The organism is Cytobacillus sp. FSL M8-0252, assembly GCF_038007345.1.
Lineage (GTDB): Bacteria > Bacillota > Bacilli > Bacillales > Cytobacillaceae > Cytobacillus > Cytobacillus kochii.
This window is the reverse complement of sequence record NZ_JBBOWZ010000001.1, coordinates 1,304,332-1,320,724: the sequence shown is the minus strand read 5'-3', so window position 1 is coordinate 1,320,724 and position 16,393 is coordinate 1,304,332. Positions and strand designations below refer to the sequence as shown.

14 protein-coding genes are annotated in these 16,393 nt (G+C 35.6%); 5 read left to right on the top strand and 9 right to left on the bottom strand.

The features are described 5' to 3' along the window. Nucleotides 1-238: 238 nt before the first annotated feature. A complete protein-coding gene (locus tag MKX83_RS06860; protein WP_341054717.1) occupies nucleotides 239-1,390 on the bottom strand; it encodes a DEAD/DEAH box helicase in 1,152 nt (383 codons plus the stop codon). A 240-nt stretch (nucleotides 1,391-1,630) separates the two neighbouring features. On the opposite strand from MKX83_RS06860, the gene MKX83_RS06855 reads away from it, so the two are divergent. Then, a complete protein-coding gene (locus tag MKX83_RS06855; protein WP_341054715.1) occupies nucleotides 1,631-2,851 on the top strand; it encodes an MFS transporter in 1,221 nt (406 codons plus the stop codon). A 48-nt stretch (nucleotides 2,852-2,899) separates the two neighbouring features. Here the strand turns inward: MKX83_RS06855 and MKX83_RS06850 are convergent, their stop codons facing one another. The 4 genes from MKX83_RS06850 to MKX83_RS06835 form a co-directional block, all read right to left on the bottom strand. Then, nucleotides 2,900-4,162, bottom strand: coding sequence for a S8 family peptidase (locus MKX83_RS06850; RefSeq protein WP_341054713.1), 1,263 nt, complete (start codon nucleotides 4,160-4,162; stop codon nucleotides 2,900-2,902). Between the two features lie 438 nt (nucleotides 4,163-4,600). Further along, nucleotides 4,601-5,593 carry a zinc-binding dehydrogenase gene (locus tag MKX83_RS06845; protein WP_095370121.1) on the bottom strand — a complete coding sequence of 331 codons (993 nt, stop codon included), beginning with the start codon at nucleotides 5,591-5,593 and terminating at the stop codon, nucleotides 4,601-4,603. A 202-nt stretch (nucleotides 5,594-5,795) separates the two neighbouring features. Beyond that, nucleotides 5,796-6,539 (bottom strand): type I methionyl aminopeptidase, encoded by a 744-nt coding sequence (gene map, locus MKX83_RS06840; RefSeq protein WP_341054711.1) that lies wholly within the window; start codon nucleotides 6,537-6,539, stop codon nucleotides 5,796-5,798. Between the two features lie 164 nt (nucleotides 6,540-6,703). After that, the gene (locus MKX83_RS06835) at nucleotides 6,704-6,904 is read right to left on the bottom strand and encodes a cold-shock protein (protein ID WP_095370123.1); all 201 of its coding nucleotides are present in this window, start codon (nucleotides 6,902-6,904) and stop codon (nucleotides 6,704-6,706) included. 240 nt (nucleotides 6,905-7,144) lie between these two features. On the opposite strand from MKX83_RS06835, the gene MKX83_RS06830 reads away from it, so the two are divergent. The 3 genes from MKX83_RS06830 (at nucleotide 7,145) to MKX83_RS06820 (ending at nucleotide 11,234) form a co-directional block, all read left to right on the top strand. Further along, nucleotides 7,145-8,893 (top strand): sensor histidine kinase, encoded by a 1,749-nt coding sequence (locus MKX83_RS06830; protein WP_095370124.1) that lies wholly within the window; start codon nucleotides 7,145-7,147, stop codon nucleotides 8,891-8,893. After that, nucleotides 8,877-9,608 carry a LytR/AlgR family response regulator transcription factor gene (locus MKX83_RS06825; protein ID WP_307317561.1) on the top strand — a complete coding sequence of 244 codons (732 nt, stop codon included), beginning with the start codon at nucleotides 8,877-8,879 and terminating at the stop codon, nucleotides 9,606-9,608. The genes MKX83_RS06830 and MKX83_RS06825 overlap by 17 nt, the downstream gene beginning before the upstream one ends. Before the next feature lie 171 nt (nucleotides 9,609-9,779). Continuing rightward, nucleotides 9,780-11,234 (top strand): carbon starvation CstA family protein, encoded by a 1,455-nt coding sequence (locus MKX83_RS06820; RefSeq protein ID WP_095370126.1) that lies wholly within the window; start codon nucleotides 9,780-9,782, stop codon nucleotides 11,232-11,234. A gap of 182 nt (nucleotides 11,235-11,416) precedes the next feature. On the opposite strand, the gene MKX83_RS06815 is transcribed toward MKX83_RS06820, so the two are convergent. Further along, nucleotides 11,417-12,022 carry an exonuclease domain-containing protein gene (locus MKX83_RS06815; protein WP_095370127.1) on the bottom strand — a complete coding sequence of 202 codons (606 nt, stop codon included), beginning with the start codon at nucleotides 12,020-12,022 and terminating at the stop codon, nucleotides 11,417-11,419. A 226-nt stretch (nucleotides 12,023-12,248) separates the two neighbouring features. Between MKX83_RS06815 and MKX83_RS06810 the strand changes: the two genes are divergently transcribed. Beyond that, entirely contained in the window at nucleotides 12,249-13,502 is a 1,254-nt protein-coding gene (locus MKX83_RS06810) for a sensor histidine kinase (protein WP_307317566.1), read from the top strand. An 83-nt stretch (nucleotides 13,503-13,585) separates the two neighbouring features. Here MKX83_RS06810 and MKX83_RS06805 read toward each other — a convergent pair whose 3' ends face one another. The 3 genes from MKX83_RS06805 to lhgO all read right to left on the bottom strand — a co-directional run bounded on the left by MKX83_RS06805 (nucleotide 13,586) and on the right by lhgO (nucleotide 16,383). Next, complete coding sequence (locus MKX83_RS06805) at nucleotides 13,586-14,155, bottom strand: TetR/AcrR family transcriptional regulator (RefSeq protein WP_095370128.1); 570 nt, start codon at nucleotides 14,153-14,155, stop codon at nucleotides 13,586-13,588. A 71-nt stretch (nucleotides 14,156-14,226) separates the two neighbouring features. After that, nucleotides 14,227-14,949, bottom strand: coding sequence for a DUF3888 domain-containing protein (locus MKX83_RS06800; protein WP_341054709.1), 723 nt, complete (start codon nucleotides 14,947-14,949; stop codon nucleotides 14,227-14,229). Nucleotides 14,950-15,201: 252 nt separating this feature from the next. Further along, nucleotides 15,202-16,383, bottom strand: coding sequence for an L-2-hydroxyglutarate oxidase (gene lhgO, locus MKX83_RS06795; RefSeq protein WP_095370130.1), 1,182 nt, complete (start codon nucleotides 16,381-16,383; stop codon nucleotides 15,202-15,204). Nucleotides 16,384-16,393: the final 10 nt, after the last annotated feature.

Below are 16,393 nucleotides of genomic sequence, written 5' to 3'. Positions count from 1 at the left end.
TTTAAATGTTTTTCTTTTAACTGGATTAGTGCGGCTTCCAGATAGAATAATGTCACATAAGTGGTTGAAAAAAATTGTACATTCTTAATTAATCAAAATCGGCATCGATAGATTGAAGATGTTTCCATTTCATCTTGAAATGTAGCGATATAGAACAAAAAGAAAAAAATCCGCAACCATCAAACCTTGTTGCGGATTTTCTATGATTTCTTATTGTAGCGTCTTACACCATTACTCCTTAGCGTCTTTTTTCGTTTGATTGATGTTCTGGATTGACGATTTTTCCGCCGTGCATTATTTTCTCTTCTAATTGAAGATTTAATTCTTTAGCAAAGCGCTTTAAATCTCTTTCTTCATTCATGGTAACAAGTGATACCACTGTTCCATCTGCACCAAAACGTCCTGTTCTCCCTGAGCGATGGATATACTGCGTTTTCTCACGTGGTAAGTCAAAGTGGATGACATGAGTAATTCCCTTAATATCTAAACCTCTCGCTGCTACATCTGTTGATAAAAGTAAGCGAGCATCCTTTTTCCTAAAGCCATTCAAATTTTTAGATCTTTCGAATTTATTTAAATCACTGTGAAGTACATTTACGTGAATATGGTTATACTCTAGCTTTTCTTTCATAATCATGATATTGGGGATATCCTTAACAAATACCAGCGCCTTCAAATGATCCATTCGAGAAAGCTTTTCCAATAATTTAACTTTTTCCCGTTGTTCCACGTTAAAGTATATATGCCCCACATCACCTGCTGTAATCGTCTCATCTTTTTCAATGGTGATAATCTCTGGTGATTTCATCCAACTTTTAGCTTCCACTTCTATTGTTTTAGGTAAAGTAGCAGAAAACAGCACTACTTGTCTTTCCTTTAAAGTCGCCTTTATTATACTTTTCACATGTTCTAGATGTTCGGGAATGAGAAGCTGATCACCTTCATCAAGGACAACTGTTTTTACCTCATGCATTTTTAATTTCTTTTGCTTAATCAATTCAAGTATTCTACCTGGGGTACCCAAAACGATATGTGGACGTTGTTTTAATTTTTCTAACTGTCGCTTTACATTCGCACCACCGATAAACGATGCACTACGGATGTTACTATTTCTTCCCCACTTTTGTGCTTCACTTAAGATTTGCATAATTAACTCTTGAGATGATGCGAGAATAACTACCTGCACATCCTTGCTTTCTGGTTGAATCTTTTCTAAAACAGGTAATAAATACGCTAACGTTTTTCCGGTACCTGTTGGGGATTGAGCAATAAGATCTTTTCCCTCTAATACAACAGGAATCGCCTCTTGCTGTATATTTGTTGGTTGTTTAAATTGCGATTGTTCCCATACTTTTTTAATAAACGGCTTTAGTTCGCCAATAACTTCCATAGATGATATAACTCCTTTATTTAACGATAAACAGTTTAAAACGACTTCATACAGATGAAATACGTTTATAATACATAATATAAAGGTATCCTGTTCAAATAACAATGGCTCATGTTAAATCGACTTTCGTTATTTATAAGGTAATGTCGTGTAAAAACCTTTTCCTTTTTATTTTGGTTGAGTTCGTTTATGATAAATTTAGTGTTACGAAATGTTTAAATGAGAAAGAAGTGTTCGTTCATGATCCATCCACAAGTAAAGACAAATATAAAAATTATGTGGTTTGCCAACTTCTTTGTTTCAGCTAGTATGACGATGGTCTTGCCCTTTATATCATTATATATTGAAACCTTTGGTCAATTTTCCGACGCTTATATTCAAAGATGGTCGGGTTGGATTTTTGCCATTACATTCGTTACTGCCTTTATTGTAGCTCCAATTTGGGGAAGAATTGGTGATTTGTATGGAAAGAAAAAGGTGTTAATCATTTCTGCTTCTGGAATGGCCCTTTGTATTTTCCTATTAGGTTTTGCGACAAGCGTATGGCATTTGTTTTATCTAAGGCTATTTATGGGTATCTTCACAGGTTTTATTCCCCTTTCACAAGCTTTTATTTCTACACAAACACCAAAAAGAATGGCAGGACAAGTGCTTGGCACCTTACAAACAGGAAGTATCACAGGCTCTCTTTTAGGACCTTTAATCGGTGGTGCACTAGCTGACATGGTCGGTTTTTCTTCTACTTTCAATTGGACATCATTAGCCATTTTTATTTCTGCGATTCTTGTTATCTTCACGAAAGAATTTCAAATCAATGAAGTGAAGAAATCAGAGAAGCAGAATTATACGAGTAAAGAAGTATTAAAACATATACTTACAAACCCTGTCCTTGTGACTGTTTTAATCTTATCGATGTTGATTCAAGTCGCTCATTTTAGTATTCAACCGATTCTGTCCCTTTATGTCAGCGAAATACATGGCCCAGAAAATTTAGCTCTATATGCAGGTATTGCTTTTTCCGCAGCTGGTGTAGGTAACTTAATGATGTCAAAAACTTGGGGAAAGCTTGGGGACAATTATGGTTATATTAAAATATTAATGGCCTTATTGTTTTTAGCTGGTATCGTCTATTTTCCAGGTGGATTTGTCACTGAAATGTGGCAGCTTATTATCATTCGTTTTGCACTCGGGGTAACTATTGGAGGAATTATACCTGTGCGTATTGCCTATATTAGACAGGCTGCACCTATAGCCATGCAAGGAGAGGTGCTGGGATATAATACTAGTTTAAGATTTCTAGGAAATGTCATCGGACCAGTTATGGGAGGAATGGTTGCTGGGGCCTTTGGGTTTACTGCCGTTTTTATTACTACAAGTCTATTACTGATTGCAAGCGGGGTTATCCTTCTCGTTTCGGTTATGAAAAATCCTAAGTATTTAAAGAATTCTAGCACGTCATAATCATATATAAAAGAGGTTGCTACTTGAATATAGCAACCCCTATTTTAATTATTTTACTCTAGGGTAACCAAGTCCTGATGCATAGTCATCGCCTGTTGTTGCACCAACTCCACCTTTAATATCATAAACCTTGGCACGATTTTGTAATTCTGTTCTTAAAGTAGATTTACTCCAAGAAGGATTCGCAGCCCAAATCTTTGCTGCTAAACCAGCTACATGTGGTGTAGCCATTGAAGTACCACTGATTGTGTTATAACCGCCATTATACCAAGTGGATTCCACTGCTGCACCTGGGGCAGACACTTCAATATCACGCTCTTGAATGACATAATCTCCATCAGTTGATGGGTTACCTCTTGATGAGAAATTCGCTACGCGATAAGTCCCATTTTGTTGCACATTCTCTAAAGCTGCAACGGCAACTGCATTGACCAATGCTCCTGGATAACCAATTGTATTACTACCTGAACCACTGTTTCCTGCCGCAGCAACAACTAATACACCTTTATTGTATGCATAGTCTACTGCACTTGAGATGAGTGAATCTTTACCGGAAGAGCCAAGAGACATATTAATAACTACTTTAGAGCCTGTGCTAGTTGCTTGATCTGCTACGTGTCTAATCGCTGCAGCGATATCATCTGAATAACCAGAACCGTTATCACCTAACACTTTATATGCCCATAGCTTCGCATCAGGAGCTACTCCGTAAACACCTTGTCCATCACTACCACCATGTGCTAAAACAGTTCCTGCTACATGTGTACCATGTCCTTGACGATCAGTACAAGAGCCATTTACAAGTGGGCTTGATTGTGTAAAGTCTTTACACTGTTCTGCTGATCCTGCTAAATCAATATGATTTGTATAAACACCTGTATCAAGCACAGCTACTTTGATACCATTACCACCTGATGTTGCTGTTAAAGATTGATTATTATAGATTGATTTTATTCCCCAAGGTGTTTGTGAACTTGGCACAGCTGTTACTTCTGCTTTCGACACTTCTCCTGTTACTGTTGCTATACTCATTTCATTTACCTTTTGTACTTCGACATTTTTTGTCGCTTGTAATGTTTGTAACTCCTTAGCACTCACATCTGCAGTGAAGCCTTCTTTACCAAAGTCCCATCGTTTTTCATACTTTGTTTCTAATGCATTAACAGAATTGCTAGGGGCTTGTATCAATACGCGATATGTTTCACTCCCTTTTGCTTCATCTGAAACTTGTGCAGAAATACCTGATGTAAATACGGACATCCCTAACGTAAGACTAAGTAGTGCAGCTGCTACTGTTTTCTTTTTCGTCATTTACTTGTTCCTCCCCAAATTGTAATGTCTTACTTAGGGGTAATTATATTTCAAAAATTCAGACTACAACAATGTGTAAAATTCAGCATTTATTTATTTGTAAAAAACAGTAAATTTGACATATTTTTTTCCAAGTAGCAGGCCATCAGACATTTTTTTCAACATTAAATCAGGTATTTTTTTCCATAAAATCAATATTCATGATAATTACCCTTTTTATTACTCGGAATTAAAAGTGAATTTAGGTCTCTAGAAAGGTATAAAAGTGTAATATTACATCATTATTTTCCATTAATTTGAAGGAAAAAGTGATTTTTGAGCTCCTTCCCTTTAGAAAAGCACTCATTTTTTTAGTGGATACAATATCCGACGATTTTTTATGTTGGATAAAAGAAAGAGTGAACGAAGTTTTTTAGTTTCTTCGTTCACCCTTATTACTCATTTACCTATTTGAAAAACGATTTTTCCTAGTTGTTTTGCTTGTTCTAATCTGGCAAATGCCTTTTGATAATCTGCTAACTGATAAACTTGATCCATTACTGGCTTGATTTTATGATCGTTCATAAACGTAATCATTTCTTTGTATTCTTCAGCACTTCCCATTGTACTACCAAGAATGTTTTGCTGTGCGTAAAAGAATTGTCGAAGATTTACTGTCACCTCGTCACCTGTAGATGAACCGAAAATTACTAGTGTGCCTCCTTTACGAAGAACAGCTAAGGATTGGTTGAAAGTTGCAGCTCCAACTGATTCGATGACTAGATCCATTTTGCCCCCAATTTCCCCTTGCCAATCTGCCCCACTATCCAGAGCTTCTTTAGCACCTAATGATAAAGCTTTTTCTCGCTTTTCTTCTGAACGAGAACTAACGTATACTTCCGCACCAGCTGCTACAGCAAATTGTAAAAGAGAAGTAGCCACTCCTCCACCAATGCCAGGGATAAATACTTTCATCCCAGACTTTACTTGCCCTCTTGTAAATAAGGCACGATAAGCAGTTAAACCTGCTAATGAAAACACGCCTGCCTCTTCCCATGACATATGTGGAGGTTTAGGGAAAGCATTAATGGCAGGAATAACAATATGATCGGCAAAAGTACCGTGATACGGAAAGCCAACAATTTCAAACCCCTCTGGTGGTGCGTCACTATTTTTTTCCCAGCCTAATCCTGGATTAATGACAACCTCATCTCCGACTTTAATACCCGTCACCTCTGCACCAATTTCCACCACGACCCCCGCACCATCAGAACCTAATACAAGTGCTGGTTCAGTTGATTGATGTCGATGAAGAATAAATAAATCTCTATGGTTTAATCCAGCCGCCTTTAATTCAACTTTTACTTCTTTATCACCAACAGTAAAATCATTTACGTCCTGATAACCCGTTCCATTCAATCCTGCTTCACCTTTATGTATCACTGCTTTCATTCGTTCCCACACTCCTTTTTTATATCTATCATAAGGGTAATCTATTGTTGTGAAAAGTGATAAACCTTAAGAAAATTGCATATCTCCTCCAGTCAGTTTCAACAAACACAGGGAGATTCTAATTAAAGCAATTCAATAGCTCATCTTAAAAAAACAAAAAAAGAACGGCACGACTAGATATCGCTACCGCTCTTCATTTGATTTACTTCGTAATAATAATCGGGCCTTCCTTCGACACGATAACTGTATGTTCACATTGCGCAACAAAGCTTTTATTAGGTGTAATGAAAGTCCAGCCATCACTTTGTTCACGAACTTCTTCATCTCCAGTGGAAATAAAGGGTTCGAAAGCGATAACCATCCCTTCACGTAATAATTGATTATCCCAGTTATCAAAATAATTAAGAATATGATCTGGCTTTTCATGTAAAGAACGACCAATTCCATGGCCAGTTAAATTCATAATAACATTAAAACCATTATTTTTTGCTGTTTGGTAGACAGATTTTCCGATTCGATTAAGTTTCGTACCTGGCTTTATTTTTTTTAGGCCCTCATCAAAAGCTTTTTGCGCTGTTTCACATAAAGAGTGTAGTTTCTCATCCCCATTACCTACAACGATTGATAAACCTGTATCAGCGAAATAACCATTTTTTGATCCAGATACATCAATATTAACTAAATCTCCATCTGCAATGACTCTATTTCCAGGGATACCGTGTGCTACTTCCTCGTTTACACTAATACAAGTATATCCTGGAAAGTCATACTCACCCTTTGGACCAGATAATGCCCCATGCTCTTCAAACATCTTTCCAGCTATCTCATCCAATTCTTTAGTTGTGACGCCAGGCTTTGTTTGAGCAATCATTTCATCTCTGATTAAAGCAACAATTTTCCCAATTTCCTTTAAACCCGCTAAATCTTCTTCAGTTTTTACAATCATAACGATTCCTACCTTTATTTAGTCTCTATCTATATTATAGTCTATTTATCATTAAGAAAAAAAGGATTCCAGTAAGTTTGTAATTGTACTATTTTTTAGAAAACAACCGCTTGTTTTCGCCAAAAAAAATACAAGCCCTTCATCAGGCTTGTATTTCAAGCATATTATAGTTTAACTACATTAGAAGCTTGTGGGCCACGTTGACCTTCTTCCACTTCAAATGTTACGCTTTGTCCTTCATCAAGCGTTTTGAAACCTTCCGTTTGGATAGCTGAATAATGTACGAACACATCTTGTCCTTCTTGTGTTTCAATGAAACCAAAACCTTTTTCTGCATTAAACCATTTCACTTTTCCTTCTGCCATGAATAAATCCTCCTTATGTATAACACATAAATTATGACTATTCTTGTGGAACATACATGAAGCAAACGTCTACAAACGCATCCTACTTACATTCCGAACAAAAATAATTTCTTTCATAATAGCAGAAAGTGGAAAAGAATGCAAAGGTAAAAGCGGGAATTTTTCGAAAATTTTTATGATACTTAGATATTTTACCCTTTTAATGTATGATAGATGTATATATGACGAAGGAGTTTTCTTATGTTTGAATTGTTCATTACTATGTTAGAGAGGCTAGGTATTATTGTTACCATAGCCTTTATTCTAACACGGTTCCAATTTTTTCGAGATATGATTTATAAGGAAAATGTAAAAAAAGATCTACAATTAAAAGCGATCTTATTTTTTGGTTTTTTCGGAATAATCGGGACGTACACAGGTTTATCTTTAAATGCTGAGACATTTAATATAGACAGATGGGCATCTAATTTAACAAGTGAAGAAGCAATTGCTAACTCACGCGTAATAGGTGTTGTTTTAGCTGGGCTTTTCGGTGGTTATAAAGTAGGTTTGGGTGCTGGATTAATTGCTGGAATCCATCGTTTTACACTAGGTGGTTTTACTGCCTTTTCATGTGGATTAGCAACGATTATATCCGGACTAATAGCAGGCTATTTTCATAAGAAGAAAGACCATGTAAAGCTATCTTCTGCCTTTTTTATAGGAGCTACTGCAGAAGCCGTTCAAATGCTTCTTATTCTCCTTCTTTCGAGGCCGTTTGAAAAGGCCGTCTCTTTAGTTGAAGTAATTGGTGTTCCAATGATTATTGCAAACGGTGTAGGATCAGCCTTATTCCTCCTTATCATTAAAAATGTAGTGAATGAAGAAGAAAAGGCAGGAGCACTACAAGCGCAAAAGTCATTACGAATCGCTGATCAAACTTTATCACATCTTAGGAAAGGAATGACACAGGTCTCCACTAAGGCTGTGTGTACCATATTATTAAGGGAAATACATGCAAAGGCAGTCGCCATTACAAATAAACATGTGATTCTTGCCCATGTTGGTTCAGGTGATGATCATCACCGAGTAGACCACCCCATCCAAACAGAAATCACAAAGGAAGTAATTAATAATGGTAAACTAATAGTAGTAGGTAATGAAGAAATACAATGTCAAAATGAGCATTGTCCACTTGGAGCAGCTGTCATTGCTCCCCTAAAGCAACGCGGGCAAATCATCGGTACTTTAAAGGTATATTTCACCTCTGAGAAGGAAGTGACTAATTTAGAAATTGAGTTGATCTCAGGTTTAAGTGTGTTACTAAGTAATCAGCTAGAAATAGCCGAAGCAGATAAAGCATTTCAATTGGCTAAAGAAGCAGAAATTAAAGCTTTGCAAGCGCAAATTAGTCCCCATTTTCTTTTTAACACATTAAATACCATTGTCTCTCTCGTCCGTATTGATGCCGATAAAGCAAGAAAACTGCTTATTACTTTGTCTCAATTTCTAAGGCAAAACTTAAATGCAACAACCGCAAACCGTATCACTTTGGAACAAGATATTCTTCATATGAAAGCCTATTTAATGATAGAACAAACGAGATTTGAAAACAGAATTCAAGTCGATTATTATATTGAAAATGAAGTTCTTAATAGTAAGATTCCACCGCTCACCTTACAGCCTATTGTAGAAAATGCAATTAAACATGCATTTAAGCAAATGAACAAAAATTGTATGATTAAAGTACAAATTAAACAAATGAACAATGAAGTTGCTATATCTATTAAAGATAATGGTCTTGGTATTGATCATGATCGGTTAAAGCAAATTGGGAAAGAACCAATCGCATCAAAAATAGGCACAGGTCTTGGATTATACAATGTAAATAGAAGGTTAATCATGACATTTGGGGAGAACGCCCGATTACACATAAATAGTGAAGAAAACAATGGAACGGAAATAACTTTTAATATACCAATGGGGGAAAAAAATGAAGACAAAGATTAAAGTGCTCGTTGTAGATGATGAACCGTACAGCCGGGAAGAATTAAAGCATTTGTTATCCATATTTGACTCTATTCATATTGTTGGCGAAGCTGATTCTGGAGAAGATGCCATCATACAAACGATTCAATTACAGCCAGATATCGTTTTTCTTGATATCGAAATGCCCAAAATGGATGGCATGCAAACAGCTAAAAGTTTAATGGAATTCAAAAATCCACCTAAAATCATATTCGCAACAGCTTACCCTCAGTTTGCTGTAGAAGCTTTTCGCTATGAAGCGATTGATTACTTACTGAAACCATATGATGAAGAGCAAATCTCTGAAACGGTCAGCCGGATTATCAAATATTTAAAACCAATAGATCTACCTAAGCAAAGTAAATTAGCTGGAAAGCTAGCAATTGAAGACAATGGAGAAATTATTTACATCGAACCTAAAGATATTATTTATGTTTATAAGGAAGATAAATTTTCACGAATCATAACTGTAGATAATGCCTATGAGACAAAAGCATCATTAAAAGAGCTAGAAAATCGACTATCTACGTATTCTTTCTGTAGAATACATAAAAGCTATTTTGTTAATTTAAGATATATTAATAAACTTTCTCCTTGGTTCAATGGGGCATTTCAGTTAGAGCTAAAAGGATCGAATGAAAAACTTTCTGTCAGCAGAAATTATGTAAAAGATTTAAGAACAAAACTAGAAATATAGGTCATGGAGCTCAATTAATTATCAGACTATTTACACTAAAAAATGCATCTTAATTTAATTTAAGGACCTCTTAATCACGGATTTATACATGTTATGCTCAAAATACTCAACCTTGAATCATAGTCATTTATAATAAATGAAAACGTATACATTAACAAAGGGGGCAATGCTATGATTACATTTTTTTCTTGTATTATCTTATTAATTATTGGGTATTTCACCTATGGTAAGTATGTTGAGAAAGTTTTTGGGGTGAAAGGAGCTAGAGCAACACCTGCATTCACACACAAAGATAATGTCGACTATCTACCTATGAGTACATCTAAAAACTCACTTATTCAATTACTTAATATTGCTGGTACAGGTCCAATTTTCGGGCCAATTTTAGGTGCTTTATATGGACCAGTCGCGTTTGTTTGGATCGTTATCGGTTGTATCTTTGCAGGTGCTGTACATGACTACTTAACAGGTATGATTTCTATAAGAAATCGCGGAGCTCACTTGCCTGAGTTAGCTAGTAAATTTTTAGGAAAAGTTATGAAGCATGTCGTAAATGCTTTTGCAATACTATTGTTATTATTAGTAGGTACAGTCTTTGTTTCTACTCCTGCTAGTTTATTACACCTTTTAATGGACGGAAAAGTCGCACTAGGTCTTATTATCGGATTTATTTTTCTTTACTATATTTTAGCAACACTCTTGCCTGTTGATAAAATCATTGGTCGTCTTTATCCTTATTTTGGTGCGTTATTAGTAATTAGTGCATTGGGGGTTGGTATCGGTCTTTTAGTCACAGGTGCACCTATTCCTGAGCTTTCTTTTCAGAATTTTCACCCTGACAATGCTCCTTTGCTACCTTTATTATTCTTTACCATTTCATGTGGGGCGCTATCTGGATTCCATGCTACCCAAACACCCATCATCTCTAGAACAACTCAAAATGAGACGCAAGGAAGAAAGATTTTCTATGGAATGATGATTGCAGAAGGTATTATTGCCATGATTTGGGCCGCAGCTGCAATGAGCTTATTTAATGGTTATGGTGGCTTAAATGAAATGCTTGCTGCCGGTGGTCCTGGTGCAGTAGTTAGTGAAGTATCTACAACTTTACTTGGAGCAATCGGTGGTACATTAGCTGTGTTAGGGGTAGTGGTACTTCCTATCACTTCAGGCGATACCGCATTTAGAAGTGCTAGAATGATAATTGCCGACTATATTAAGTTTCCTCAAGTTAAGTTCTCTAGTCGATTATGGATTGCTGTACCGTTATTTGGAATTTCCATGGTACTTACCCAAGTCGATTTTAATGTATTATGGAGATACTTCAACTGGGCAAACCAATCAACAGCAGTAATTGCATTGTTTGTCGGTGCTATGTACTTATATATTGCTAAAAAGAATTACTTTATCGCTTTAATACCAGGTAGTTTTATGTTAGTGATGGTAATTACGTATATCTTAAATGCCCAAATCGGCTTTGGTCTCTCTATGACTACTTCTTGGATAGGTGGAGCTATAGGCGCTATCGTTTTAATTACAATATTCTTTATTGCTGCACGGAAAGCTAGAGCTAATAAAATTCCATTGGAAGAAGATATATCTAATTGGAATAATAGTGTAGCTTAATGTTTCATATCTTTATATGAGTCTCTGATTAACAATCAGAGACTCTATCGTTAGTAATGTCAGTTCTATATTATTACAATTTAAATGGACATAGGCTCATAGTAAAAAAGGTGCTTTCACAACGATCATTTACAGTGAAAACACCTTTTTATACGATAGATTTGATATTATTTATGAGGAAATCAAATATACTTCTTGACTTTAGGCTGATACTTACGCATCGGACCTTTCCTTAAAACATCCTTTAAATATGATTCTCCATTTGGATTTTTGTTTTTCAGTAATTCTAGTAAATATGTAATATCATCCATTGCTCTATGATTTTGATAGTTTGTGATTTGGTGACCTTTTAAAAGCGTCAATAATTTACTGTTATAGAAACCATATTCTTTCCACGGGACCCCTCTCATCGTACAATACCATTTCAGTTCATTTACATCATTAGGGTACATTTGATAGAGAAAGCTTCTATCAAATGATGCATTATGAGCAAGTACGATATCCGCATATGCGAACATCTTCTTTATTTCACGATCATCAAAGCTTTTCCCCACCACTTCTTCAAAAGGGATGCCGTGAATTTTATAAGCTTGATTATAATTTCTTAATGCACTGGTGGTTTCCGGCTCTCTTAAATAGCTTCGTTCGTCTTTTATGGTAAGAATATCACCTGTCTGTTGATCAAATGAAAATAACTTCAAGGCGATTTCAATTACTTCATCATTAATTGGCGACAAGCCCGTTGTCTCTACGTCAAGAACAAGCCCTAACCCCTCATGTATTTGCACACTAACCCTCCATTTTCTTTTTTTGTTTAGCATATAATAGAAAAATAAAAATTGCTAGGAGAAAAAGAAAGGAAATCTTTTATTCTTTATCTAATTCATATTCATTATGGTTTTTAGAAAATAGTAGGCATCACCTATTATATTTTTCTTAATTTTCCGCATTTTTATTGTCAGATGCAAGGAAAACATATAAAATTTTCCTATACACTAAAAGGGATGTGAAAAAATGGTCATTACCACTCATTTTTTCCTTAATCTATCACTGTTAATTGTCATCCTATTTTTTCTGCTTGTATGGACTGAAAAAAATCTCGGTTTTCATTTTTCAAGAACATCGGCAACTATTAGTCTGGCATTGATGATTGGTATTTGTTATATTTTTTCATTTGAACCTGTGCCTGGTTTAATGATGGACCTAAGGATTATACCTGTAATATTAGGTGGATTGTATGTTGGTGTCGGCCCTTTACTCATAATTGTCGTTATTGCTGTAAGATGGTTTTACGGAATGAATTTAGGATTCTATGTAACTATGTTTGAATACCTTTTGCTGGGATGTTTGTTTTTATATTTATACCCAAGATTTAAACAGATTTCTGCCAATAAAAGAATTATTCTAGCTGTTCTTATTACGTTTATCTCTAGTATCGTTTCACTAATTTTATATGAATTATATGTACCACAATTACACTCACTTGATTTATGGTTTGCTCTTCTTACCATTCCAGCTCTTGGTGTAGGAATGGCAGTATATATTATTGAATTTGTCTTCAAAACAATCGATATGCAGAAAAAGCTTATTATCGCAGAAAAATTAGAAGCCGTTGAGCAAATGGGGGCAGCGATTTCACATGAAATTAGGAATCCACTCACAGCTGCTGCAGGATTTGTTCAATTATTAAAAGAACAAACACTTTCCCCTTCAAAAAGAAATGAATACTTAGAAATCGTCCAACATGAACTGGCATCAGCAGAACGTGTCATTCAAAACTATCTAACTTTTTCTAAACCTGGACTAGATAAAATTGAAACAATGAACGTAAAGAAAGAACTAGGTCATGTCATTAGTATACTACGCCCGATAGCTAATCAAAATTCGGTAGAAATAACAACTAATTTTTCTATCATAGGTGACATCGAAGGCGATCGACAAAAGTTTCAGCAATGCTTCTTAAACGTTATTAAAAACGCCATAGAATCGATGCCAAGAGGTGGCCAACTATACATAAGCTCTAATTATTCCTCTACGCACATTAGAATCGAAGTTCAAGATACAGGGCTCGGTATGACAGAAGATCAAATTCGTCGCCTAGGAGAGCCTTACTATTCCACAAAAGGAGCAAAAGGGACTGGATTAGGAATGATGGTTGTTTTTAGCATCGCCAGAGCAATGAAAGGAACAATAAAAGTACAAAGTAAAATTAATGAAGGAACCGTATTCATCTTTACTTTTCCCTCCGTCCATCCCCATTCTTCCTAACTTCAATATTATAAAGAGCAGGGAATCCTAGCATAGCTAGTAAATCCCCTGCTCTTAGCGCTTCAATATTTGCTGACTTTTATTTATGATAAACCCTTTAGAACGAACCAAGCATGTGACTCTGCATAAGTTCGAACTTCTTCAAAGTCTTTAACATAGCCTTTATGGTGTTGAATAAAACCATGTAGGGCAATGAAGGCAGAATAAATAAGTGATTCTTCAGTTTGTTGATCTTTTAATTGTAGAACAGCATATTCAAACCGGTAATAAGTTTTTTGGGCCATTTCTGTAATCGAATGCTTATCGTTGCTTGTATAAAAAGCAAATAACCCATCGTAACGGTGATGAAGGTTTATACCAAATTCCATGAAAGTAATTAAGATTTGTTTAAGCTTATCTATTTTATTATCATCACCATATTGAATAGTGACTAACATCTGCGTTAAATCATTGAAGTCTTCCTCAATTATTCGATATAATAAACCATCGATATGATTAAAATGAACCGTCAGATCCTTCACTTGGCATCTCATTTTCACAGCAATATCTTCTAAAGTAATATTTTGAAATGCATTATCAGTGACGAGCTCTTTAGCAACAGCCACTATTTTATCCGCAGATATGTTTTGATCATGGAAATGATTTGATGGCATATGTACACCCCCAACCCTATCAAATAGTAATTAAATTTTAGCATCAGGGTTGGTAAGAAACAATCATTAATCTACATATAAGATAATATTTGCTCAGTCATTTTCTTTCCTTGTTTCTGTTCTCTTTCGTCTACTACCCACCCATCGCCTACATGTTTTAAAGTAATCATCTCATTCAATCCTATTTTATTTTTATAGAGAATTAAGATTTCCTCTTGATTAAAGTAGATGAGTGGTTGAATGGTATTTTTATACTTTGATGTTGCTTCTTCATTAATATCCTTAACTAATTGCGTTACTGGTCCAAGACGATCATTCCAACCATTGTTGCTAGCTAGAAATTGAAATTGGTTAAATCGTGTTTGACGATAACTGCGCCATTTTTTTTTGAAGCTATGTTCAATGTCCTTTGCAACTTTCCGGTAGAAGTGATTCACTTTTTTCTCCTCCGCGTCTCCTTTATGTTTATAGGTAATGACCTTTGCTCCTAAAGGCGTTATGTCCAGTACAAGAGAATCTTGTCCATAAGGAGGTAAATACTCTTTTTCATAGGTAGTTATTTCAAGTTTGACAATAATATGATACCCTTTTCGATTACGTTTGATTTTCTTTATCTCCGTGTCATACAGATTGTATTGTTTTTCATACCCATAAAATTGATGAATTTCTTCGGTAAGCACAGGAGCGAGAGAGGTTAAAAGGGCCTCAGATACGATGGAAGAATCTTCATTAGCTAATATACTATTAGGAAAAAGAATGAAAATAAGTAATAAAATCATTACTGTTTTCTTCATGTGCAAACACACTCCTTTATCCTTTATCCTCTCCCGCATTTATATAAGTAACGGCTGTAATTTCTTCCTATTTACTGTTTGACATTAATCTCCTTCGACCACTTATTTTCCGGGAAATTTTTAAAAATAAAATAGAAAAAAGGCGATTAATGTAAATCCCCTAAGTTCTTTTGTCATATTCACCTTAAAACAAAAAGAAAAAAGCTATAGTAAAAAAGTCTATAGCTCTCAAACACCCAAGAAATTTAGTTTTTATATCAGTTTTCTGACAATCTCCTTGCCAATCTCAATAGACGCCGTTGCAGCAGGAGATGGTGCATTTAATACATGAATCGCACGCTTGCTCGGCAGTATGTAAAAATCATCCACTAATGAGCCGTCATCCTTCAATGCTTGTGCTCTTACTCCTGCTGGTCCAGTTTTCAAGTCTGCCGCTTGTATTTCTGGCATAAGTTTTTGTACATTCTTTAAGAAAAGCTGTTTAGAGGCTGAACGGATCATTTCCTCAATCCCTTCCTTCATATAACCACTTGCCAGCTTCCAAAAGCCCTTATATGCTAACACTTCAAATAAATCCGGTAAGTGAATATCTGTCTTTCGGTAACCTTCGCGTTTGAAGCCCAATACTGCATTTGGACCGACATCAATCGCACCGCCAATCATTCTCGTAAAATGAACGCCAAGGAATGGGAACTTTGGATTGGGAACAGGATAAATTAAATGCTTCACTAGATGACGTTTTTCCTCAACCAGTTGATAGTATTCACCACGGAAGGGGACAATTTTCATATCAGTTAATAATTTTGCCTTTTTCGCAATCCGATCGGAGTGTAGACCACCACAGTTGATATAAAATTGACCTTTTATATCTCCTTGATCAGTAATAACAACCACTTCATTATTATCCTCTTGAATGGCCACAACTTCATGATTAAGGAGAATATCTCCACCTTTATGGCGAATGATATCCGCCATTTTTTCAGACACTTGTCTATAGTTAACAATTCCTGCCATTGGTACATGAATGGCTCTTTTCCCATTTACATGTGGTTCTCTTTCCAATAATTCTTCTTTTTCCATTAATTGAATATCAAGTCCGTTCTGTATCCCTCTTTTATAAAGGTTATCTAATAGTGGCAACTCTTCTTCTTCACTAGCGACAATTACTTTACCGCAAATATCATATTCGATATCATTACTTTCACAAAAATCCTTCATGGATTGTCCGCCGATTTTAGCTAATCTCGCTTTCTCACTACCTGGCTTATAATATATGCCAGAATGAATAACACCACTATTATGCCCTGTCTGATGTGCCGCTACATGGCTTTCTTTTTCAACGATAGCAATCTTTAGTGCCGGTTTTTGTTCAAGTAGTTCTAACCCAACGGATAGACCAACAATTCCTCCACCAATAATAATATAATCATACATCCTTTTCACC

Coding starts and splice junctions, on each gene's coding strand:
- MKX83_RS06820 (WP_095370126.1), top strand. CDS start 9,780: ATGATTACATTTTTTTCTTGTATTATCTTATTAATTATTGGGTATTTC.
- map (WP_341054711.1), bottom strand. CDS start 6,539: ATGATTGTAAAAACTGAAGAAGATTTAGCGGGTTTAAAGGAAATTGGG.
- MKX83_RS06830 (WP_095370124.1), top strand. CDS start 7,145: ATGTTTGAATTGTTCATTACTATGTTAGAGAGGCTAGGTATTATTGTT.
- MKX83_RS06805 (WP_095370128.1), bottom strand. CDS start 14,155: ATGCCATCAAATCATTTCCATGATCAAAACATATCTGCGGATAAAATA.
- MKX83_RS06835 (WP_095370123.1), bottom strand. CDS start 6,904: ATGGCAGAAGGAAAAGTGAAATGGTTTAATGCAGAAAAAGGTTTTGGT.
- MKX83_RS06825 (WP_307317561.1), top strand. CDS start 8,877: ATGAAGACAAAGATTAAAGTGCTCGTTGTAGATGATGAACCGTACAGC.
- MKX83_RS06810 (WP_307317566.1), top strand. CDS start 12,249: ATGGTCATTACCACTCATTTTTTCCTTAATCTATCACTGTTAATTGTC.
- MKX83_RS06845 (WP_095370121.1), bottom strand. CDS start 5,593: ATGAAAGCAGTGATACATAAAGGTGAAGCAGGATTGAATGGAACGGGT.
- MKX83_RS06850 (WP_341054713.1), bottom strand. CDS start 4,162: ATGACGAAAAAGAAAACAGTAGCAGCTGCACTACTTAGTCTTACGTTA.
- MKX83_RS06855 (WP_341054715.1), top strand. CDS start 1,631: ATGATCCATCCACAAGTAAAGACAAATATAAAAATTATGTGGTTTGCC.
- MKX83_RS06800 (WP_341054709.1), bottom strand. CDS start 14,949: ATGAAGAAAACAGTAATGATTTTATTACTTATTTTCATTCTTTTTCCT.
- lhgO (WP_095370130.1), bottom strand. CDS start 16,383: ATGTATGATTATATTATTATTGGTGGAGGAATTGTTGGTCTATCCGTT.
- MKX83_RS06860 (WP_341054717.1), bottom strand. CDS start 1,390: ATGGAAGTTATTGGCGAACTAAAGCCGTTTATTAAAAAAGTATGGGAA.